Source organism: Flavobacterium frigidum (assembly GCF_048286795.2).
Genome location: NZ_JBLVPT020000010.1, coordinates 64,369 through 82,400, shown reverse-complemented (window position 1 = coordinate 82,400; position 18,032 = coordinate 64,369). Strand labels below are relative to the sequence as shown.

Here is an 18,032-nt window from a genome sequence, read left to right as displayed (position 1 = left end):
CATTCGTTTGTATTTGTTTTATTAGGATAACAACTAAAGAAAATGCTATATTTAATAAAGTGCAAAGGTATTTTTTTTAATTCTATTTATCATAAAAAAGCCTCACAAATTGTGAGGCTTTAATACTATTTAGAAAAAGCTTAGATTATCCTAAAACTTCTTTTACTTTTTTACCAATTTCAGCTGGAGAATCTACTACGTGAATCCCACAAGCTCTCATGATTTCTTTTTTAGCTTCGGCTGTGTCGTCAGATCCACCAACGATTGCACCTGCATGCCCCATGGTACGCCCCGGAGGAGCAGTAACTCCGGCGATGAAACCTACTACTGGCTTACGGTTTCCATCCGCTTTAATCCAATGAGCAGCATCAGCCTCTAATTGTCCACCAATTTCACCTATCATTACAATACATTCCGTTTCTGGATCATTCATTAACAATTCAACAGCTTCTTTTGTTGTTGTTCCAATAATTGGGTCTCCACCAATTCCAATTGCTGTAGTGATTCCTAAACCTTGTTTCACCACTTGGTCAGCTGCTTCGTACGTTAATGTTCCTGATTTAGAAACAATCCCTACAGTTCCTTTTTTGAAAACAAAACCTGGCATGATACCAACTTTAGCTTCACCTGGTGTAATGATTCCCGGACAGTTTGGACCTATTAAACGTGCATTTCTTTCTTTAACATAACTATTTGCTTTTATCATGTCAGCAACCGGAATTCCTTCAGTAATTGCAATAATTACTTTAATTCCAGCATCTGCAGCTTCCATAATGGCATCCGCAGCAAAAGCAGGTGGAACAAAAATGATAGTTGTATCAGCTCCGGCTTGTTCTACAGCATCTTTTACAGTGTTAAAAACGGGTCTATCTAAGTGAGTAGTTCCCCCTTTTCCTGGAGTTACACCACCAACAACGTTAGTTCCGTACTCAATCATTTGAGAAGCATGGAAAGTTCCTTCGCTTCCTGTAAAACCTTGAACAATTATTTTGGAATCTTTATTAACTAAAACACTCATGATATATTTTTTAGGTAGTTTTTAAAATTGTTTTGCAAAAGTATAAAATAGTAATCAGTAATCCGTATTCAGTATTCAGTTTTTTAATACTAAATTAGGATAATTGACTCATTTGATACCCTCGAAATAGTTTGTTGTCTTTTATTTCCCAAATCACCATAAAGTGAGCCAATAACATTTCTTCTCGCGGATTCTCAATCGTTTTTACAAAATGAGAATATCGTACCGAAATACGATCATTTTCACTAACAATATGACTTATTCTAACTTTAGAACGCACGTACGCTTTGCTCAAATCATTAGAAAGATTTAATAAAGAATCATAATTCAATTGAATCAATCCTTTACTACTATTCCATTCCACGACTACTTCAGGATGCAAAAAATCCTTAATGATTTCACTATCAATTAGAGCATCTGATTTGTAAAATTTCTGAACGATTTCTTTAGCAGACATATTACTTTAATTTGTTTAAAATTTCTGGTATTTTCTTGATATTTGCCAGTTGTTTCAGTTTTTCTCTAGATTCTTCAATTGGAGTTCCGAAATAAGATTTTCCACCCTCTACTGATTTTGTAACTCCCGTTTGACCTAGAATAACTGCCTTTGCTCCTATCGTTATTCCACTTGTGGTTCCTACTTGTCCCCAAATGGTTACTTCGTCTTCGATAATGACACAACCTGCAATTCCGGTTTGTGAAGCTATCAAACATTTTTTTCCAATAACTGTATCGTGACCTACATGTACTTGATTGTCAATTTTAGTACCTTCACCAATCGTGGTGTCACCAGTTACACCTTTGTCAATTGTACAAAGGGCTCCTATCCCCACATTATCTTTGATAATAACTCTTCCACCAGAAAGTAATTGGTCATATCCTTCAGCGCGTTTTTTATAGTAAAAGGCATCTGCACCTAAAATTGTTCCAGCATGAATAATCACATTATCACCAATAATGGTATGATCATAAATGGAAACATTAGAATGAATCAAACAATTTTTACCAATCACCACATGATTTCCAATAAAAGTATTTGGCTGTATTACAGTTCCTTCACCTATTGAAGCTGAAGTAGCTATTGAAACATTCGAGAATTGAAATGGCTTGAAATAATTTGTCAATTTATTAAAATCTCTAAAAGGATCCTCAGAAATCAATAATGCTTTCCCTTCGGGACAAGCTACATTTTTATTGATTAAAACAATAGTTGCTGCTGAGTTTAATGCTTTGTCATAATACTTGGGATGATCAACAAAAACAATATCGCCAGATTCAACAACATGTATCTCATTCATTCCCGTAATAGGAAAATCAGTATCACCAACATATTCACAGTTGATAATAGTAGCAATTTGTTTTAAAGTATACGCTTTTGGGAATTTCATAAATATAACTAGAAAAATAAGAAATGTATAAATAAAAAATGTGATAATGATTTAAATTAACACATTTTCTATTTATTAAATAATTTACTCCTTAACACGCTCCATATAGGAACCTGATGCAGTATCAATTTTAATTTTATCACCTTCGTTAATAAATAAAGGCACATTTACAGTTGCTCCAGTTTCAACAGTTGCCGATTTAGTTGCGTTTGTAGCTGTATTCCCTTTGATACCAGGCTCTGCATAAGTCACTTCAAGAATAACAGATGCTGGCATATCCACAGAAAGTGGTAAATCAGTCTCTGTATTGATACTGACCATTACATTTTCTCCTTCTTTTAATAAATCTGGTGAATCCAAGATGTTTTTGTTCAAAGTTATTTGTTCGAAAGTCTCAGTATTCATAAAATGAAACTCATTTCCTTCTGGATATAAAAACTGAAATTTATGATTTTCTACTCTAACTTCTTCGATTTTATGCCCTGCAGAAAAAGTGTTGTCCAATACTTTTCCGTTAGTCAAACTTCTAAGTTTTGTTCTAACAAAAGCAGGACCTTTCCCTGGTTTAACGTGAAGAAATTCAATGATTTTGTAAATATCGTTGTTGTATTTAATACACAATCCGTTTTTAATATCTGATGTAGATGCCATTATTATTTTTGTTTATTTTTTCCACCCCGACCCTCCCCGAAGGGGAGGGAGCTAAGACTGGAAATTAGTTACTTATTTATTTTTATTATATTTTACATTTTATACTACATTATATTTTTTTACAATATAGTCACGTTTACACTCCCTTCCCTTCGGGGAGGGCTGGGGTGGGGATTAATAGTTCCCAGAATATCCTTTCATCACTCCACGCGATGAATTTCTAATAAAATCGATGATTTCATCTCTTTCGGGTGTCGCTTCCATTTCAGCTTCGATGATTCCTAAAGCTTGAGTGGTATTGTAATTTTTTTGATATAATATTCTATAGATATCCTGAATCTCTCTAATTTTTTCAGTTGTGAAACCGCGTCTTCTTAAACCAACAGAATTTATTCCAACATAGGACAAAGGCTCTTTTGCTGCTTTTGTAAATGGTGGAACATCTTTTCGTACCAAAGATCCACCAGAAATCATCGCGTGATCGCCAATATGAATAAATTGATGAATGGCTGCTAAACCGCCAATAACTGCATATTTACCCACAGTAACATGTCCTGCGAGCGCTACTCCATTCACAATTATTGCATTATCACCAATGTGGCAATCGTGAGCAATATGTGCGGTTGCCATTACCAAGCAATTTTTACCCAAAGTTGTTTGGCCAGAGGCAATTGTTCCCCTATTGATGGTCACGCACTCACGTATTGTACAATTGTCACCAATTATTGCTAAAGAATCTTCTCCACCAAATTTTAAATCCTGAGGAACTGCCGAAATAACAGCACCAGGGAATATATTACAATTTTTTCCTATTCTTGCGCCTTCCATTATGGTTACATTTGAACCAATCCAAGTTCCATCACCAATGATAACATTGTTATGAATAGTTGTAAAAGGCTCAATGACAACATTTTTAGCAATTTTGGCACCTGGATGCACATAGGCTAGTGGTTGATTCATATAATTTATTTAATCGTTTAACTGTATCATCGATTAACCGAATGAACGATTAATCAAATCAACAAAAAAATTATTGTTTTTTTGCAATTTGTGCCATTAATTCTGCCTCAGCAACTAGTTTTCCATTGGCGTAAGCATTGGCTTGCATGTGACAAATTCCTCGTCTAATTGGTGTAATTAAATCACACTTAAATATTAAGGTATCTCCTGGTAAAACTTTATGTTTGAACTTAACATTATCTATTTTCATAAAATAAGTTAAATAATTTTCTGGATCTGGAACTGTACTTAATACCAGAATTCCACCTGTTTGTGCCATTGCTTCAACAATTAAGACCCCTGGCATTACTGGAGCTTCAGGAAAATGTCCGACAAAGAAATTCTCATTCATGGTAACATTTTTCATTCCAACGACATGACTTTCTGACATTTCAATGATTCTATCAATCAATAAAAACGGTGGTCTGTGCGGAAGAACGGCCATGATTTTATGAATATCCATCAACGGTTCTAAATGCAAATCGTAAACAGGAACATAATTTCGTTGTTCTATTTTGATGATTTTAGCCATTTTCTTTGCAAACTGTGTATTTACAAAATGTCCTGGCTTATTAGCAATTACTTTTCCTTGAATTCTTGTTCCAATTAAAGCTAGATCACCTACAACATCCAATAATTTATGTCTTGCTGCTTCGTTTGGATAATGTAAAGTAAGGTTGTCTAAAATCCCGTTTGGTTTTACGGTAATTTCATCTTTTCCAAAAGCTACTTTTAAACTCTCCATTGTAGCAGCAGAAATCTCTTTATCAACATATACTATAGCATTGTTTAAATCACCACCTTTTATCAAACCATTTTCTAATAATGATTCTAATTCATGTAAAAAACTGAAGGTTCTAGACTCTGATATTTCGGTTTTAAAATCAGCAATACTTTTCATCGTTGCATTTTGCGTACCTAGTATTTTAGTTCCAAAATCTACCATTGCAGTTACTGAATAATGATCGTTTGGCATGACTAAGATCTCACTTCCTGAAGCTTCATCTGTGAATGAAATAACTTCTTTCACCACATAAATATTTCTTTTGGCATTTTGCTCTTCGATTTCAGCTTTTTCAAGAGCTTCAACAAAATATTTGGATGAACCATCCATAATAGGAAGTTCAGAAGCATTCAATTCTATGATTACATTATCTAAATCACAACCAATAAGTGCTGCCAAAACATGTTCTGGAGTTTGAATTTTCACTCCTAGTTTTTCTAGATTGGTCCCTCTTTGCGTATTAACCACATAATTAGCATCTGCTTCAATAATAGGTTGTCCTTCAAGATCAACTCGAACAAAAGTAAAACCATTATTTACTGGAGCAGGTTTAAAAGTCATTTTTACTTCTTTCCCCGTGTGCAATCCAACCCCAGTAAGTGAAATTTCTTTTCTGATGGTCTTCTGTTTAACCATTGTTTCCATTTTTTTGGTTTAATATTTGTTTTTTTAATTCTTCTATTTCTGCAACAATTTTAGGCAAATTCTTAAAATGAACGTATGATTTGCTAAAATCATTGTATCCAAATGTAGGGCTCCCCTGCACTATTTCATTATCTTTTATATTTCGTCCCACACCAGATTGTGCCTGAATTCGAACATTATTCCCGATGGTTAAATGTCCCGAAATTCCAACTTGCCCACCAATTAAGCCGTTTTTACCAATTTTAGTTGAACCTGCAACTCCAGTTTGAGCTGCAATAACTGTGTTTTCTCCAATTTCGACATTATGAGCAATCTGGATTTGGTTGTCAAGCTTTACTCCTTTTCTGATAATTGTAGAACCCATTGTTGCTCTATCAATCGTCGTACAAGAACCGATATCTACATTATCTTCAATAATTACATTCCCAATTTGAGGTATTTTAGTGTACGTTCCATCAGGATTTGGTGCAAAACCAAAGCCATCTGAACCGATAATAGCCCCAGAATGAATCGTGCAATTGTTACCTATAATAGTTTCTGAGTAAATTTTTGCTCCAGCAAACAACAATGCATTGTCGCCAATGACTACATTATCTCCAATAAAACAATTAGGGTATATTTTTACATTGTCACCCAAGATAACGTTATTACCTACATAGCTAAAACTCCCAAGGTATAAATTATCTCCATATTTTGCACTTAGCGAAAGAAAAGAAGGTTGCTCTATTCCGCTTTTATTTAATTTTACTTGATTGTAAAACTCCAATAATTTTGAGAATGCCGTATAAGCATCTTGTACTTTTATCAAAGTAGTCGTCAAAGGCAATTCAGGTTCAAAAGTCTCATTTACAATGGTTACTGAAGCTTTTGTTGAATAAATATAATTTAAGTATTTAGGGTTTGATAAAAAAGTAAGTGAGCCATCTGTACCTTCTTCAATTTTTGACAATCTAAAAACTTCTGCCATGGGATTCCCAATAACTTCACCTTCTAAAATCCCTGCTATTTGTTCTGCTGTAAATTTCATTGTGACAAAAATATAAAAAATAGATTTTAAATGGTGTTTTTATAACAGTTGTTTTGGGAAACAGATGTAATACTTGGTCACCAATTTGGATAATGATTTTAAATTCAGCTGATCAGAGGATTCTATTACATCTTCTATCGTGCAGTCTTTTTTCAAAATCCGTATGGGTTCCGCCTCTTTGCTGTAGGCTTGATTTTTTATTTTTCCTTTAAATATAAAATAATTAGTTTCTAGTAAGGAAATATTATTTTCTAATGCGAAACGCTCTTTCAAGGGCTGTAATTCCTCTATTGCTACTTTTTCACTGGTAAGCTTTATTTTTAATAAATCGCGATTGACAATCATTTTACTTAATGATGACAAAATAAAATCATCCTGTTTTTGCCATGATTTTAATGCTCCAATGATATCAAAATCATCTAATTGAGCAAATAAATCTAGAGTTTCAGCATCAAAAGTATCGATGGTAACTTTGTTTTGCAAGAAAAACAATAAAGGTTCACTGCAAGGAAGTGGAACTCCTTTTAATGTTAATTCTTTGGCGCGTTTTAAGATTTTCATCAAAATTAACTCTGCCACTAAACTCGTTTTGTGTAAATAGGCTTGCCAATACATCAAGCGTCGAGACATTAAGAATTTTTCTACGGAGTAAATTCCTTTTTCTTCAATGACCAGATAGTCATCAACCACATTCATCATTTGAATCAGTCGCTCTGAATTTACATTACCTTCTGCTACGCCCGAGTAAAAACTATCCCGTTTCAAATAATCCATTCGATCCATATCCAATTGACTTGAAATCAACTGCAACATGAACTTTCTGTTGTATTCTCCTTTAAAAACCTGAATCGCTAAACTTAACTTTCCGTCAAATTCAACATTCAATTGGTTCATAAACAACAATGAAATTTCTTCATGATGCACATCTTCAACAATGCTTTTTTCCATGGCATGTGAAAAAGGTCCATGCCCGATATCGTGCAATAAAATAGCAATGTATAAAGCGTTTTCTTCTTCTGTAGACAATAAAACTCCTTTAAAACGCAATACGTCAACTGCTTTTTGCATCAAATGCATGCACCCTAAAGCGTGATGAAAACGAGTATGATTGGCACCTGGATACACTAAATAGGACAACCCCATTTGAGAAATTCTGCGCAAACGTTGAAAGTACGGGTGCTGAATCAAATCGTAGATTAATGCATTAGGAATGGTAATAAACCCGTAGATAGGATCATTAAATATTTTAAGCTTATTAATTTGACTCACAATACGTTATTTTTTTAAGGTCAACAAATATAAGTAAATTCCATTTCAAAAATAGAAACGTACCAAATTGCCTTAATTTACTATCCAATAAAAGTTAACAAATAGCCCATTAATGAGCCACCCAATACTAGAATAGCACTGTTTATTTTTGTATAATAAAAAGCTACCGTAAAACTGATCAAAGCAATTAAAATGGTTCGCCAATCTGCTATTACAGCGTAACTCATCTGAAAACAGATCGCAATAATTAACGCTACCGAAGCTACATTTACTGCATCAAGAAAAGTAGAAAACGGAATTGAATTCCTCATTTTTTTTACCAACGGATTTAATAAGGCAACAAATAAAAATGAAGGCAAAAATATTCCAATTGTAGAAACAAGTGCTCCCAAAACCCCGTTTAATTGATATCCAATAAAAGTGACTGATGAAAAAACAGGTCCTGGCGTAAACTGCCCTACCGCAATCGCATCTATTAAAGTAGCTCTAGATAATAAGCCTTTTGCAACAAGTTCTGCATCTAAGAAGGCAAATAATACATAACCACTTCCGTATAGTATGGCGCCAATCTTCAAAAACACCAAAAACAAATTCAAATTGGTAACCGTGGCAACCGTTGTTTTAGAAAATTGAAATAACAAAAGTGGCAAAACAGCGAAACCATAGACATTATTTTTTCTAGTAGTTGCAGTTAGTACAGCAAAAATACCTGCGCCAAATAAAATATAAATTTGATTGAAATTTAAAAGTGCCAAAATTAGTGCTACCAATCCCAAGATCCTTAATTCAACTGTTTTTAGGGACTTCGTAGCTAGCGGTAAAATGGCCATGATTATTATAGCAATAATTGCGGGCTGAATGCCATACAAAAGAGGTTTAATTTCTGGAAGTTGCCCGTATTCTTTGTACAACCAAGCAAAACATCCAGTTATTAAAACCGCAGGCAAAATAAAACACATGCCAGCCACAATTAATCCTTTCCATCCTGCTCTTTCCTGACCAATATGAATCGCCATTTCAGTACTATTTGGTCCAGGAATTAAATTAGTAGCACCCACTAAATCTAAAAAATGCTGTTCGCTCATCCATTTTTTCCTAACGACGACTTCCTTCTGCATCATCGCAATATGTACTGCAGGACCACCAAAACCTATTATTCCTAGTTTTAAAAATAATTTAGCAAGCTCTTTCAAAGTATTTTTTTCATTCATTCTAGTTTATTTTGTTCAGTTATTATAAAATCATCAAACAACTACATATAACCTATTAATTACAGCGTTAAAAATAATAAATAGTTTCTAGATCTAAGTTCCTTGCTAAACAGTCAAATTTATTAAAAAATAAAGCTAATACTATAAATTACAAACTCTCGTGCAAACTACTTATTTCAGTGAAGTCATATTAAAACGATCCTTTTACAGTATATTTCTAAGTATTTTCAAAAAAAATACCACCGTTTTATTTGATTTTAAAAATTCAATTTTTCAAATGAACTACGATTTAAAAAAGTCTTAGAATTATAAAAAAAATAATAAAATAGAACTTGAGTTCAGTGTTAGTGTCCTGTATTTTGTCAAAAATTATCAAAATATTAGCAGAATACAGTTGCAAAAAAATGTAATTTGGCACTTTAATATCGTTCAACTGAACACTTGTAAATGCATCTTATGAATAAAATAAAAATACTTTGGGTAGATGATGAAATCGACCTTTTGAAACCACATATATTATTTCTAGAAAAGAAAAATTACGAGGTAACCACTTGTAATAATGGACTTGATGCCATCACAATATTTGAAGAAAATAATTTTGATATTGTTTTTTTAGATGAAAACATGCCTGGAATGAGTGGTTTGGAAACACTTTCAGACATGAAAGAAAAAAAATCTACGGTTCCTATGATTATGATCACCAAAAGTGAGGAAGAATATATTATGGAGGAAGCCATAGGTTCTAAAATTGCAGATTATTTAATCAAACCTGTGAATCCGAATCAAATTTTATTGAGTTTGAAAAAAAACTTGGATCATTCCCGATTGATTTCTCAAAAAACAACGCTGGATTATCAAAAGGAATTTAGAAAAATCACCATGGAAATGGCAATGGTAAATTCCTATGAAGACTGGATAGAATTGTATAAAAAACTGATTTTTTGGGAATTGGAATTAGAGAATATTGACGATCAAGGTATGGTTGAAATTTTAGAATCTCAAAAAACAGAAGCCAATTCACAATTTGGAAAATTCATCGAACGCAATTATGAGGATTGGTATGCTCCAAAAGCGGATAAACCAGTTCAATCGCACACGTTGTTCAAAGAATTAGTGCTTCCAGAACTCAAGAAAAAAGACAAGCCTATTTTATTTGTTGTAATTGATAATCTTCGCTATGACCAATGGAAAACTTTTGAAAGTGTAGTAGGAAATTACTATAAATTAGAGAAAGAAGTGCCCTACTATTCTATTCTTCCTACGGCGACACAATATGCGCGAAACGCTATCTTCTCGGGTTTAACGCCCTTGGAAATGGAAAAACAGTTCCCTCAGTATTGGAAAAACGATCCCGAAGAAGGAGGTAAAAACCTTTTTGAAGCAGAATTTTTGACCGCTCAATTGAAACGGTTGGGATTAGATCTTAAGGAGGACTATTTTAAAATAACAAGTCTTGCTGGTGGTAAAAAATTAGCCGAAAGCTTCAAAGCCTTAAAAGATAATGACTTAGTAACTGTTGTGTATAACTTTGTTGATATGCTCTCTCACGCTAAAACTGAAATGGATGTAGTGAAAGAGTTAGCCTCCGATGACAAGGCATATCGCTCGTTAACGTTAAGTTGGTTCAAGAATTCACCTTTATTAGAAATTATACAGCAAGCTCAAAAAATGGGTTTCAAATTGATTTTGACCACTGATCACGGAACCATCAATGTAAAAAATCCATCGAAAGTTGTGGGTGATAAAAACACAAGCTTAAATTTACGGTACAAAACAGGTCGCAGTTTAACGTATGAACACAAAGATGTCTATGCTGTAAAAGAACCAAAAAATATTGGCTTGCCTACCATTAATATGAGTAGTTCTTATATTTTTGCAAAAAATGATTTGTTTTTAGCCTACGTGAACAACTACAATCATTATGTGAGTTATTATAAAAATACATACCAGCACGGTGGAATATCATTAGAAGAAATGATTATTCCGTTTTTAGTTTTTAATCCAAAGTAAAAAAAGTAGTCAGTATCAGTTTTTAGTGTATGTCAAGAACATTAAACAATTTTATCAGAATGAATATCACTTTTTCTATTGACCAACTCGAAGAAGTTGCGCAAAAAATCATAGCCGAAAAGCCTAATAAAATAATTCTTTTTCATGGAGAAATGGGCGTGGGTAAAACCACATTAATCAAGCAATTGTGCCTAACACTGGGGGTAACTGGCGCCACAAGCAGTCCGACTTTTTCTTTGGTCAACGAATATGAGGCGGATAATAATACATTAGTATATCATTTTGATTTTTACAGATTAAACAAAGAAGAAGAGGCTTTAGATATGGGTGTTGATGATTATTTGTATTCTGGAAATTGGTGTTTTATAGAATGGGCAGAGAAAATTCCCAATTTAATTCCTGAAGTTCATTCGGTTATTACGATCTCATTACTTCCGGACGGAACACGTTCTTTAACACTAAAATAAAAATTTAATCATGAACGCAGATCTTACTGTAGAAATCATTCCTTTTTCAGATGAATTAGTAGCTCCTATAAAAATCTTAAACTTAGAATGGCTTACCAAATATTTCAAAGTAGAACCCAAAGATGAAATTGTGCTTTCGGATCCACAAGGGCAAATTATTGACAAAGGGGGATTTATTTTTTATGCCAAACATAATAATGCCATTATTGGTACAGTTTCTCTTATAAAAATGGACGATTCGACCTTTGAATTAAGTAAAATGGCTGTTACTGATGGTGTGCAAGGATTAGGAATTGGAACAAAAATGCTAAACCATTGTATATCATTTGCCCAAGAAAAAAAATGGGACAAACTGATTTTATATTCCAACAGAAAGTTGGTATCCGCAATACATTTGTATGAAAAATTTGGTTTTGTTGAAATTCCCTTGGAAGAGGGTATATATGAAAGAGCTGATATCAAAATGGAGCGAACCATCCGGTGAAATACACTAAACTTGAAATCAATTCAACAAAATTAAAGTTGCAAAATTTTTAAAACTTTTTGCGTAAATTGTACCCTTAATTTATCAACAGCAATGTCAATTACTATAACGCCATTTACCAAACAACAGCTTTTACCTCAAGAAGAAAAACTGGAAGTTGCAAGACAAAAAAGTGAACTTTTCATTGGTATTCCAAAAGAAACTAGTTACCAAGAACGCCGTATTTGCCTGACGCCAGATGCTGTAAACTCGCTGACCTACCACGGTCATCGGGTAATGATTGAAGCTGGAGCTGGTCTCAATTCTAGTTATACTGATAAGGAATATTGTGATGCAGGTGCTGAAGTGACCAGTGATACTAAAAAAGTATTCAGTTGTCCGATGATTCTAAAAGTTGAGCCACCAACTTTAGCCGAAATTGAGTTGATGAACCCGCAAACCATTGTTGTGTCTGCTATACAATTAAAAACCAGAAAAAAAACCTATTTTGAAGCGTTGACCAAAAAGAAAATTACCGCTCTTGCTTTCGAATACATCAAAGATGAAGGTGGAACCTATCCTGCAGTAAAATCCTTATCTGAAATTGCGGGAACTGCGTCCATACTTATTGCAGCTGAGTTAATGATTACGAATGAATTTGGTAAAGGACTTTTATTTGGTAACATAACAGGAGTGCCTCCTACTGATGTTGTTATAATTGGGGCAGGAACAGTAGGCGAATTTGCCGCTAAAACTGCCATAGGTTTAGGTGCAAATGTCAAGGTATTCGATAATTCCATCACAAAATTACGCCGATTACAAAATAATTTGAACCAACGAATTTTTACTTCCACAATACAACCAAAAGCCTTGTTAAAAGCCTTGAGACGATGTGATGTGGCAATTGGAGCCATGCGAGGAAAAGACCGTTGCCCTGTTGTTGTTACTGAAACTATGGTCGAAAACATGAAAAACGGTGCCGTAATTGTAGATGTAAGCATCGATACTGGTGGTTGTTTTGAAACTTCAGAAGTAACGTCTCACGAAAAACCTACGTTTATAAAAAGTAATGTTTTACACTATTGTGTACCCAATATTCCCTCTCGTTATTCTAAAACTGCCTCCTTGTCCATCAGCAATATCATAACGCCTTATTTGTTGCAAATAGCTGCAGATGGTGGTATCGAAAGTGCGATTCGTTGCGACAAAGGATTAAAAAATGGGGTCTACATGTACCACGGAATCTTGACCAATAGCGCCATAGGTGATTGGTTCGACTTGCCTAACAACGACATTAATTTAATTGTTTTTTAAGAAAACTTTCAGCTACCTTTGCAAAAAATTTAATTCATGAAATTCATACATCGTTTTGCCTATTATTTGGTAGGTTTGGTTATCGGTTTGTTTTTTGTAGCCTTAGTTTTCAGCGGTAAAGATACCCGCTGCAACTATTTTCCCAATGCAAGAGTTTTAAATGATTTAAGAAACAAACCCTTCTATTACTCCGATAAAGCTTCCATAATCTTGGCTGAAAAATGGATTGATACTGCTGATATAAAAAATACCCTTCAATTTGGTGATGTAGATTTTGACAACAGTAATATCGAATTAAAAAAAGGTAAATTATACATCATTGAGGGTAAAACAATCAAAAACCAAGAGGTAACTTTAAAAGTTATTAATTATTCCGATAAAGCCGTTTTAGAGGAAATTATTAAAAAATAAATATTCTAATTCGAATAGTATTAGAATATAATTCACTTTTTTTAATGCACATTTGGGCGTGCACCTCCGCAAAAGCTTCAGGCCCTGCTGTGTTCGTTCCCGCTTTTTATTCGAGGCCAAAAAGGCCTTTCATAAAAGAGCTCCACTGCCATCAGTCACGCAAAGTAGTATAGGATTAGGAAATTACTTTTGCTAGATTTTTTCAATCCAGTCTATCGTTTTCTTTTTATGGTGTGCTAAATACGCGTTGGTCTGACTAAAATGTTTATTGCCAAACCACTTTCCTTGATTGGCGCTTAATGGCGAAGGATGTCCCGATTCTAAAACCAAATGTTTGTTTCGGTCAATTTTAAGTCCCTTTTTATGGGCAAAACCTCCCCACAGCAAAAACACAACATGCTCCTTCTCCTCTGATATTTTCTGAATCACAGCATCCGTAAAAAGATTCCACTTTAAGTGTTTGTGGCTGTTAGCAGTATCTTCTATTACCGTCAAGGAAGCATTTAACAATAAAACGCCCTGCTTAGCCCAAGCCTCTATATTTCCAGAAGTAGGCATTAGAATAGCACCTAAATCATCGCTCATCTCCCGGAAAATATTTCGCAAAGATGGCGGAATTCGAATTCCGTCATTCACAGAGAAACACAAACCATTTGCTTCTCCTTTGCCATGATAGGGATCTTGACCAATAATAACAACCTTTATATCTTTGAAACTGCAAAAGTTCAACGCATTAAAAATCAATTCTTTCGGAGGATAACACGTATGGTTTTTATATTCCTCATCAACGGATTCCATCAATTCCTGAAAATAGGTTTTTTTGATTTCATCCAATAAAATAGTTTGCCAAGTGGGAATGAGATTGATTTGCATAAATACGTTTTGTTATGCAAATATACGTTTCAAATCAATTTTTATATCGTACAAACGACAATAAACATTATTTAAAACTTTGTGAAGAACTGTTAAATAGTCGTAGCTATTAACTATTTTTGTTTTAAAATGAATTCTACACCTAGATGATATCCATTACCGAAAAAACATTACAAGATTTACAATTTCCAACTGTACTCGAAACCATATCAACCATCTGTAATACAGACATTGGAAAGGAAAAAGCTTTAGAAATAACTCCTTTCAAAGATAAAGATTCCTTGATGCGCGCTTTGTTGCAAACCTCAGAATATGTTTCGTCTTTCCAAAATAATAATGCCATTCCCAATCACGGTTTTGATGCCATTACGCATGAGATAAAATTCCTTGCCATTGAAGACAGTTTTCTGGAAGTAAACAGTTTCAGAAAAATAGCTACAATCTCTTCCACTGTAAATTTTCTATTAACTTTTTTAAGAAAATTTGAAGATTACTATCCTAATTTAAACTTGAGGGCAAACCAAGTTGAGCTTACTAAGGACATAATTATCATGGTCGACGATGTGGTGGATAAATACGGTGAAATAAAAGACAATGCATCTCCAGATTTATTAAACATTCGAAGAGGAATGAACGCTATTCGTGGCAAGGTAAATCAGAGCTTTGGAACCGCATTGACACATTACAATTCTTTAGGATATCTAGATGATATTAGAGAAAGTTTTGTACAAAACAGAAGAGTTTTGGCAGTTTTAGCCATGTACCGTCGCAAAGTCAAAGGTTCTATAATGGGTAGCTCAAAAACCGGAAGTATTGCCTACATCGAACCCGAAGCCACTTTGCAATATTCTAGAGAATTAAGCAATTTAGAGTATGAGGAAAAAGAGGAAATCAATCGGATATTGAAATTATTATCAAATCAAATTCGGCCCTATTTAAATTTACTAATTCAATATCAGGATTTCTTGAGTGATATTGATGTTATTGCTGCCAAGGCAAAATATGCTAATAGAATCAATGGTATTTTACCAACAATAACTGAGGAACGCAGACTTTATTTTAGAGAAGCGTACCATCCTATTTTGTATTTGAACAACAAACAAAAAAACGAAATTACACATCCGCAGACTATTGAGCTAGATCAAGAAAACAGAATCATAGTTATTTCTGGTCCTAACGCGGGTGGTAAAACAATTTCACTTAAAACGGTGGGTTTACTACAATTAATGTTACAATCCGGGATGTTAATTCCCGTTCATGAGCGCAGTGAAACATTTCTTTTTGATAGAATTCTAACAGATATTGGTGACAATCAATCTATTGAAAATCACTTAAGTACATACAGTTACCGATTAAAGAACATGAACTATTTCTTGAAAAAGTGCAATAGTAAAACTATGTTTTTAATTGATGAATTTGGTACAGGTTCTGATCCTGAATTAGGAGGTGCACTAGCTGAAATTTTTCTGGAAGAATTCTACCATCGAGAAGCTTTTGGAATCATTACCACACATTATTCTAATCTAAAAATTCTGGCTAACGAATTGCCTTTTGCGACTAATGCCAATATGCTTTTTGATGAAAAAACATTAGAACCCATGTACAAATTGGCCTTGGGTCAAGCAGGAAGTTCCTTCACCTTTGAGGTGGCTTTAAAAAACGGAATCCCCTTTAGCTTAATCAACAGAGCAAAAAAGAAAATTGAAGTCGGTAAAGTACGTTTTGATAAAACAATTGCTACGCTCCAAAAAGAACGTTCAAAAATGGAAAAAACGTCCCAAACACTTAAAGAGGAAGAGACCAAAGCACGTGAAGAAGGCAAGAAACTGGAAACTATTAATGTAAAAATCAAGCAAAAACTAGAGAGTTATCAAGAATTGTACGATAGCAATCAGAAAACAATTTACATAGGTCAAAAAATTGAAGACATTTCAGAGAAATATTTCAATAATAAAAATAAAAAAGAACTGCTTGGCGAATTTATGAGAATTATTGAAATCGAAAATTCAAAACGCAAAAAAGCTTCGACCAAAGAAACCAAAGCACTTATTGAAAAGAAAAAAGAGGTTATTCAAGAGGTAACTGTACAGGTGGAGGAAATTAGACAGGAAAAGAAAGAGAAAAAGTTAAAAGTTGTTGTTGAAAAACCTAAGCCAGTTTTAAAAATTGGTGACCGTGTGCGCATGTTTGATGGAAAAGCGGTAGGAACAATTGACAGTATCGAAAAAAATAAAGCAACCGTAAATTATGGTGTATTCACTTCAAAAGTAAGTCTGGAAGCATTAGAATTCGTGGAAGCCGGGAAAAAATAGGCTAATGTCATTGCGAGGAACGAAGCAATCGTACTATTTTAGGATACAAGTTGATCAACTTAATGCGATTGCTTCGTTCCTCGTAATGACAAATTCAAATAAAAAAACATGAAACCTGGATTTATCTATATCATCACTAATAAATACCAAACCGTAGTTTATACAGGCGTCACTTCTAATCTACCTCAAAGAATTTTGGAGCACAAAGAAAAAAGACATCCTACTTCATTTTCTGCCCGTTATAATGTGAATGTATTAGTTTATTATGAGCAATTTCAATGGATTGGTGATGCTATAGCTAGAGAGAAACAAATAAAAGCAGGTTCAAGAGAAACAAAAAATACTTTAATTCGTTCTATAAACCCAACTTGGAAAGATTTATTTGAAGAAATTAAAGATATAATGACGGAATAACTCTCCTATAGACTAACATAAGTCATTGCTAGGAACGAAGCAATCGCACTAGCAGGAAACAAGTTGAGCAACCTAATACGATGGCGTACGATTCTCATAATGATAAACTAAACAAGAAAAATGCGCAATATTCCTAAAGACAAAAAAATTATCCTCTTTGATGGTGTTTGCAATCTGTGTGATTCCGCAGTTCAATTCATCATTAAACACGATACCAATGATATTTTTAGATTCGTAGCCATACAATCTGATTTAGGTCAAGAAATTATCAAACATTTAGGAATAGACACTCAAAAAACGGATAGTATAATCCTCTTTGAACCAGGTTTGGCTTACTATTATAAATCAGAAGCGGCCTTTGAAATCGCAAAAAAACTAGGAGGCTTTTTTTATTTGGCTTCCATTTTTTCGGTATTACCAACTTCAATTAGCAATTTTGTATATGACTATATTGCAAAAAATCGCTACAAATGGTTTGGCAAAAGGGAAAGTTGTATGATCCCAACAAAGGAATTAAATGCAAAGTTCTTAGAATAATTCATACATGATAATTATCATACCTTTTCATGTATAAGGATAGTATTTTTGTTCAAACTTAAAACAAATATATCATGAAAGACACTACACTTTTCTTCTGGGACAATGGAACCTTTATAATGCTTGTGGTATTCGGTTTAGTAATCATTGGCTTGATTATTTCGGTTTTAATCATGATGAATTCCGATAAAAAAGCAAAAAAATAACTAAAAAAAAGGATGTCCAAATTGGACATCCTC

19 protein-coding genes are annotated in these 18,032 nt (G+C 33.8%); 9 read left to right on the top strand and 10 right to left on the bottom strand.

Annotated features, from left to right (window positions below; genetic code table 11):
- Window positions 1–145: 145 nt before the first annotated feature.
- The 9 genes from sucD to chrA all read right to left on the bottom strand — a co-directional run bounded on the left by sucD (window position 146) and on the right by chrA (window position 8,992).
- Window positions 146–1,018 carry a succinate--CoA ligase subunit alpha gene (gene sucD, locus ACNQGB_RS11155; protein ID WP_309759920.1) on the bottom strand — a complete coding sequence of 291 codons (873 nt, stop codon included), beginning with the start codon at window positions 1,016–1,018 and terminating at the stop codon, window positions 146–148.
- A 94-nt stretch (window positions 1,019–1,112) separates the two neighbouring features.
- Entirely contained in the window at window positions 1,113–1,475 is a 363-nt protein-coding gene (locus ACNQGB_RS11150) for a nuclear transport factor 2 family protein (RefSeq protein ID WP_417943864.1), read from the bottom strand.
- 1 nt (window position 1,476) lies between these two features.
- Entirely contained in the window at window positions 1,477–2,406 is a 930-nt protein-coding gene (locus tag ACNQGB_RS11145; RefSeq protein ID WP_417943865.1) for a UDP-3-O-(3-hydroxymyristoyl)glucosamine N-acyltransferase, read from the bottom strand.
- Between the two features lie 84 nt (window positions 2,407–2,490).
- Window positions 2,491–3,057, bottom strand: coding sequence for an elongation factor P (gene efp / locus ACNQGB_RS11140; protein WP_309759913.1), 567 nt, complete (start codon window positions 3,055–3,057; stop codon window positions 2,491–2,493).
- A 174-nt stretch (window positions 3,058–3,231) separates the two neighbouring features.
- A complete protein-coding gene (lpxA, locus tag ACNQGB_RS11135) occupies window positions 3,232–4,017 on the bottom strand; it encodes an acyl-ACP--UDP-N-acetylglucosamine O-acyltransferase (RefSeq protein ID WP_309759912.1) in 786 nt (261 codons plus the stop codon).
- A 70-nt stretch (window positions 4,018–4,087) separates the two neighbouring features.
- Window positions 4,088–5,476, bottom strand: a complete 1,389-nt coding sequence (locus ACNQGB_RS11130) for a bifunctional UDP-3-O-[3-hydroxymyristoyl] N-acetylglucosamine deacetylase/3-hydroxyacyl-ACP dehydratase (protein WP_417943924.1) — start codon at window positions 5,474–5,476, stop codon at window positions 4,088–4,090.
- Window positions 5,469–6,512 (bottom strand): UDP-3-O-(3-hydroxymyristoyl)glucosamine N-acyltransferase, encoded by a 1,044-nt coding sequence (gene lpxD / locus ACNQGB_RS11125; RefSeq protein ID WP_417943866.1) that lies wholly within the window; start codon window positions 6,510–6,512, stop codon window positions 5,469–5,471. The genes ACNQGB_RS11130 and lpxD overlap by 8 nt, the downstream gene beginning before the upstream one ends.
- A 39-nt stretch (window positions 6,513–6,551) precedes the next feature.
- On the bottom strand, window positions 6,552–7,781 hold the full coding sequence (locus tag ACNQGB_RS11120; protein WP_417943867.1) for an HD domain-containing protein: 1,230 nt from the start codon (window positions 7,779–7,781) through the stop codon (window positions 6,552–6,554).
- An 80-nt stretch (window positions 7,782–7,861) separates the two neighbouring features.
- Window positions 7,862–8,992 (bottom strand): chromate efflux transporter, encoded by a 1,131-nt coding sequence (gene chrA / locus ACNQGB_RS11115; protein ID WP_417943868.1) that lies wholly within the window; start codon window positions 8,990–8,992, stop codon window positions 7,862–7,864.
- A 456-nt stretch (window positions 8,993–9,448) separates the two neighbouring features.
- On the opposite strand from chrA, the gene porX reads away from it, so the two are divergent.
- The 5 genes from porX (at window position 9,449) to ACNQGB_RS11090 (ending at window position 13,657) form a co-directional block, all read left to right on the top strand.
- Window positions 9,449–11,002, top strand: a complete 1,554-nt coding sequence (gene porX / locus ACNQGB_RS11110; protein ID WP_417943869.1) for a T9SS response regulator signal transducer PorX — start codon at window positions 9,449–9,451, stop codon at window positions 11,000–11,002.
- A 59-nt stretch (window positions 11,003–11,061) separates the two neighbouring features.
- The gene (tsaE, locus tag ACNQGB_RS11105) at window positions 11,062–11,469 is read left to right on the top strand and encodes a tRNA (adenosine(37)-N6)-threonylcarbamoyltransferase complex ATPase subunit type 1 TsaE (protein ID WP_417943870.1); all 408 of its coding nucleotides are present in this window, start codon (window positions 11,062–11,064) and stop codon (window positions 11,467–11,469) included.
- 10 nt (window positions 11,470–11,479) lie between these two features.
- Window positions 11,480–11,953 carry a GNAT family N-acetyltransferase gene (locus tag ACNQGB_RS11100; protein WP_417943871.1) on the top strand — a complete coding sequence of 158 codons (474 nt, stop codon included), beginning with the start codon at window positions 11,480–11,482 and terminating at the stop codon, window positions 11,951–11,953.
- 93 nt (window positions 11,954–12,046) lie between these two features.
- Complete coding sequence (locus ACNQGB_RS11095) at window positions 12,047–13,246, top strand: alanine dehydrogenase (RefSeq protein ID WP_417943872.1); 1,200 nt, start codon at window positions 12,047–12,049, stop codon at window positions 13,244–13,246.
- A gap of 36 nt (window positions 13,247–13,282) precedes the next feature.
- Window positions 13,283–13,657: a DUF4258 domain-containing protein gene (locus ACNQGB_RS11090; RefSeq protein WP_417943873.1), complete on the top strand. Its 375-nt coding sequence runs from the start codon at window positions 13,283–13,285 to the stop codon at window positions 13,655–13,657.
- 192 nt (window positions 13,658–13,849) lie between these two features.
- On the opposite strand, the gene ung is transcribed toward ACNQGB_RS11090, so the two are convergent.
- A complete protein-coding gene (gene ung / locus ACNQGB_RS11085; protein ID WP_417943874.1) occupies window positions 13,850–14,530 on the bottom strand; it encodes a uracil-DNA glycosylase in 681 nt (226 codons plus the stop codon).
- Between the two features lie 146 nt (window positions 14,531–14,676).
- On the opposite strand from ung, the gene ACNQGB_RS11080 reads away from it, so the two are divergent.
- The 4 genes from ACNQGB_RS11080 (at window position 14,677) to ACNQGB_RS11065 (ending at window position 17,999) form a co-directional block, all read left to right on the top strand.
- A complete protein-coding gene (locus ACNQGB_RS11080; RefSeq protein ID WP_417943875.1) occupies window positions 14,677–16,842 on the top strand; it encodes an endonuclease MutS2 in 2,166 nt (721 codons plus the stop codon).
- A gap of 108 nt (window positions 16,843–16,950) precedes the next feature.
- On the top strand, window positions 16,951–17,256 hold the full coding sequence (locus ACNQGB_RS11075; protein WP_417943876.1) for a GIY-YIG nuclease family protein: 306 nt from the start codon (window positions 16,951–16,953) through the stop codon (window positions 17,254–17,256).
- 120 nt (window positions 17,257–17,376) lie between these two features.
- Window positions 17,377–17,793, top strand: a complete 417-nt coding sequence (locus ACNQGB_RS11070) for a thiol-disulfide oxidoreductase DCC family protein (RefSeq protein WP_417943877.1) — start codon at window positions 17,377–17,379, stop codon at window positions 17,791–17,793.
- 74 nt (window positions 17,794–17,867) lie between these two features.
- Complete coding sequence (locus ACNQGB_RS11065) at window positions 17,868–17,999, top strand: hypothetical protein (protein ID WP_417943878.1); 132 nt, start codon at window positions 17,868–17,870, stop codon at window positions 17,997–17,999.
- Window positions 18,000–18,032 lie beyond the last annotated feature (33 nt).